Raw genomic sequence first — 2,577 nt, 5'->3', positions numbered from 1 at the left:
CGTGGCTTTGGCCGTCTGCTCGGCGAGCGCCTTCACCTCGGAGGCAACGACGGCGAAGCCCTTGCCAGCGGCCCCGGCCCGGGCGGCCTCGATCGTGGCGTTCAGGGCCAGCAGGTTGGTCTGCCCAGCGATGGTCGAGATTAGCCCGACCACATCGCCGATCCGGGACACGGCGGCACTCAGCTCCTGCACGAGGCTACCGGTCTGGTCAGCCTCACGCACGGCACGCTGTGCCAGCTCGGCCGAGCCAGCGACCTGCCGGCTGATCTCCTGCACCGACGAGCCTAGCTCCTCGGCGGCCGCGGCGACCGTGTTGACGTTCGAGGACGCTTCCTCGGCAGCCGCTGCGACCGTCGTCGACTGGCTGGCGGTTTCGGTCGCCGTGGCCGTCATGGTCTGGGCGGTGGCCTGGAGCTCGGTGGCCGACGACGACACCATGCCGAGGATGCCGCCGACTGCGGCCTCGAAGCCGTCGGCCATCTGGCGCATGCCAACCTTGCGCTGTTCCTCGGCAGCCATCCGCGCTTGCGCTGTCTCGGCCTCAAGCTGCCGGGTGCGGATCAGATTGTCCTTGAACACCTGAACCGCCGAAGCCATCGCGCCGATCTCATCGCCCCGTTCTTTGGCCGGGACCTCACGCGTCAGATCTCCGGCAACGAGGCCATTCATGAATACCGTCATGGCGCGCAACGGTCGGACCACGCCGCGTCCGATGAGAGAGGCCAGGAGGGCGATGAGCGCTGCCACGATCGCCGTCCCTCCGAGGAGGCGGATAAGCGCAGGCCGCATCTGCGCTGCGGTATCATCGGCATAGATCCCCGATCCGATGATCCAGCCCCAAGGCTCGAACCCCTTCACGTAGGAGATTTTCGCGACAGGCTGATCCAGACCGGGCTTGGGCCACATGTAGGGGACGAAGCCAGCACCCGACCGCTTCACCTGCTCGACCATGTCGACGAACAGGTGCTTGCCGGTCGGATCAACGATCCCGCCGATGTCCTTGCCGATCAACTCGGCCTTGGGGTGCAGGATCATGCGGGGCTGCATGTCTTGCAACCAGAAATACTCGCTGCCGGCGTAGTGCAGGCCTTTGACCACCGCGATCGCGGCTTTCTGAGCGGCGGCCCGATCCATTCGGCCCGCACGCTCCTCACCCTCGAAGTACGCGAGCACACCCTGCGCTGACTCGACGAGGTCGCGCGTCTTCAGTTCGCGCGCGTCTATGACGCTGCCCGACATATCCCAGGCCGCCAAGCCGATCAGCGCGGCCATCCCACCCAAGGCGATCAGGGTGATGGATTGGATGCGGGTACCGATGCGGAGGGCCATGAGATCCTGCAAAAGTCTGCGCTAACTGGCGCGCGGGCGGTCAATCCGTGGGACGCGACGTTGAGCCTTGCGACAGGGCGCGTGCTACAGGATCAACAGCTAATAGTGTTATGCCGACATCAGTTTACCGATGCATTAGTTAATTAATAACAGTCGCATCTTTGGGTTGAGCGATCGAGCTTATGCATCCGCAAAGATCAGAAGATTGCCATACATCGTAGATGGCTCAAATTGTCGTGATCTCTTTCAGCGCGCAGTTCATGAGTCCACGCCAGGATCGCATCATCCTCAAGAGAGCCCAATCATGCGCATGCTTCAGTCCCTCGCCGCCCTCGCCATCCTCGTCGGCGCCTGTGCTTTCATGCCGGCCGTAGCCATCGCTGGCCGTGGCGCCTCGATGACGGCGCAGAAAGCGAGCGTAGATGCGCAGGATCCCGAGAGTCTGTTCGTGCGCTTTGGCGTGGCCCCGTGAACCCCTGCGGACACCTGCGGGCGTGAGCCGGTAGTCGTCGGGTGTTGATGCGGAGGATCCGTTAACCACCCCGCGCCACCATACCCTCAGCGATCGGCTTTGGCCGCGCGCCGGAAGAGCAGCACCGGGATATCGTCTCGCAACGCCCAGGTGCGGCCTCGCCGGCGCAGTCGCGGTGATCGGACGCGATTGCGGCCAAGTTTGAGCCCAGCTAGACGCGCTGCCTTGGGTGCGCGGGAGCAGGAATGGGCGATGTGATGACCGCCCTGCTGCTGGCGCTGGCGACCGAGAACGCCGAGCTGCGCGAGCAACTGGCCTCGGCTCAAGACATGCTCGTGGAAACCGCGATCGACGCCGGCAACATGCACGCTCTGGTCGAGGCTATGCGGACCGAGCGCGATGCGTGGCGTGGGGAGGCCGGGCGGGTACGGGCGAGAGCTGCCTCATGCCTATCTCAATCCGGGGTGCGTAGGCTCAGACCGATCGGCTGGACAGGGTAGAAATGGTTATCCGGACGCAGGCCGAGCACGTCCATGACGCGATCCCGAGCCCCGGCATCGGTGATCGGCAAGCCATGTTCAAGTCTGACGATCACCTCGGGGGCGACCTGCGCGAGGGCTGCCAAACTCTCGATTGAGTAGGCGCCTCGGACGCGGGCAGCATGGATCTGCGCGGCTAACGCGGCATCCAAGGACGAGGGCTTGTCGTGTTGTTCGCTCATGGGCGAGCGGTACGGGCTGGCTCAGGCTGAAGTTTCGCCCGGGCGGAATTTTCGC

The 2,577-nt window shown here is 64.6% G+C and carries 4 protein-coding genes; 3 read left to right on the top strand and 1 reads right to left on the bottom strand.

What is annotated here, in order from left to right; genetic code table 11:
* Positions 1-1,329, bottom strand: a 1,329-nt coding sequence (locus MKK84_RS20235) for a cache domain-containing protein (RefSeq protein ID WP_243922890.1), incomplete at its 3' end; no start/stop codon positions are given.
* Between the two features lie 304 nt (positions 1,330-1,633).
* Here MKK84_RS20235 and MKK84_RS20230 point away from each other — a divergent pair.
* The 3 genes from MKK84_RS20230 to MKK84_RS35515 all read left to right on the top strand — a co-directional run bounded on the left by MKK84_RS20230 (position 1,634) and on the right by MKK84_RS35515 (position 2,438).
* Entirely contained in the window at positions 1,634-1,801 is a 168-nt protein-coding gene (locus MKK84_RS20230) for a hypothetical protein (protein WP_243922888.1), read from the top strand.
* Positions 1,802-2,046: 245 nt separating this feature from the next.
* Positions 2,047-2,301, top strand: coding sequence for a hypothetical protein (locus tag MKK84_RS20225; RefSeq protein ID WP_243922886.1), 255 nt, complete (start codon positions 2,047-2,049; stop codon positions 2,299-2,301).
* 2 nt (positions 2,302-2,303) lie between these two features.
* The gene (locus tag MKK84_RS35515) at positions 2,304-2,438 is read left to right on the top strand and encodes a hypothetical protein (protein WP_279599622.1); all 135 of its coding nucleotides are present in this window, start codon (positions 2,304-2,306) and stop codon (positions 2,436-2,438) included.
* The last annotated feature ends 139 nt before the right edge of the window (positions 2,439-2,577 follow it).

Origin of the sequence: Methylobacterium sp. E-065, assembly GCF_022829605.1 — a bacterium.
Lineage (GTDB): Bacteria > Pseudomonadota > Alphaproteobacteria > Rhizobiales > Beijerinckiaceae > Methylobacterium.
Note: the sequence above shows the minus strand (reverse complement) of the source record. Positions and strands in the feature narration are given on the sequence as shown.

Bases quoted from the DNA above. Each gene is read 5' to 3' on its own strand.
- MKK84_RS20230 (WP_243922888.1), top strand. From the start codon at position 1,634: ATGCGCATGCTTCAGTCCCTCGCCGCCCTCGCCATCCTCGTCGGCGCC.
- MKK84_RS20225 (WP_243922886.1), top strand. From the start codon at position 2,047: ATGGGCGATGTGATGACCGCCCTGCTGCTGGCGCTGGCGACCGAGAAC.
- MKK84_RS35515 (WP_279599622.1), top strand. From the start codon at position 2,304: ATGGTTATCCGGACGCAGGCCGAGCACGTCCATGACGCGATCCCGAGC.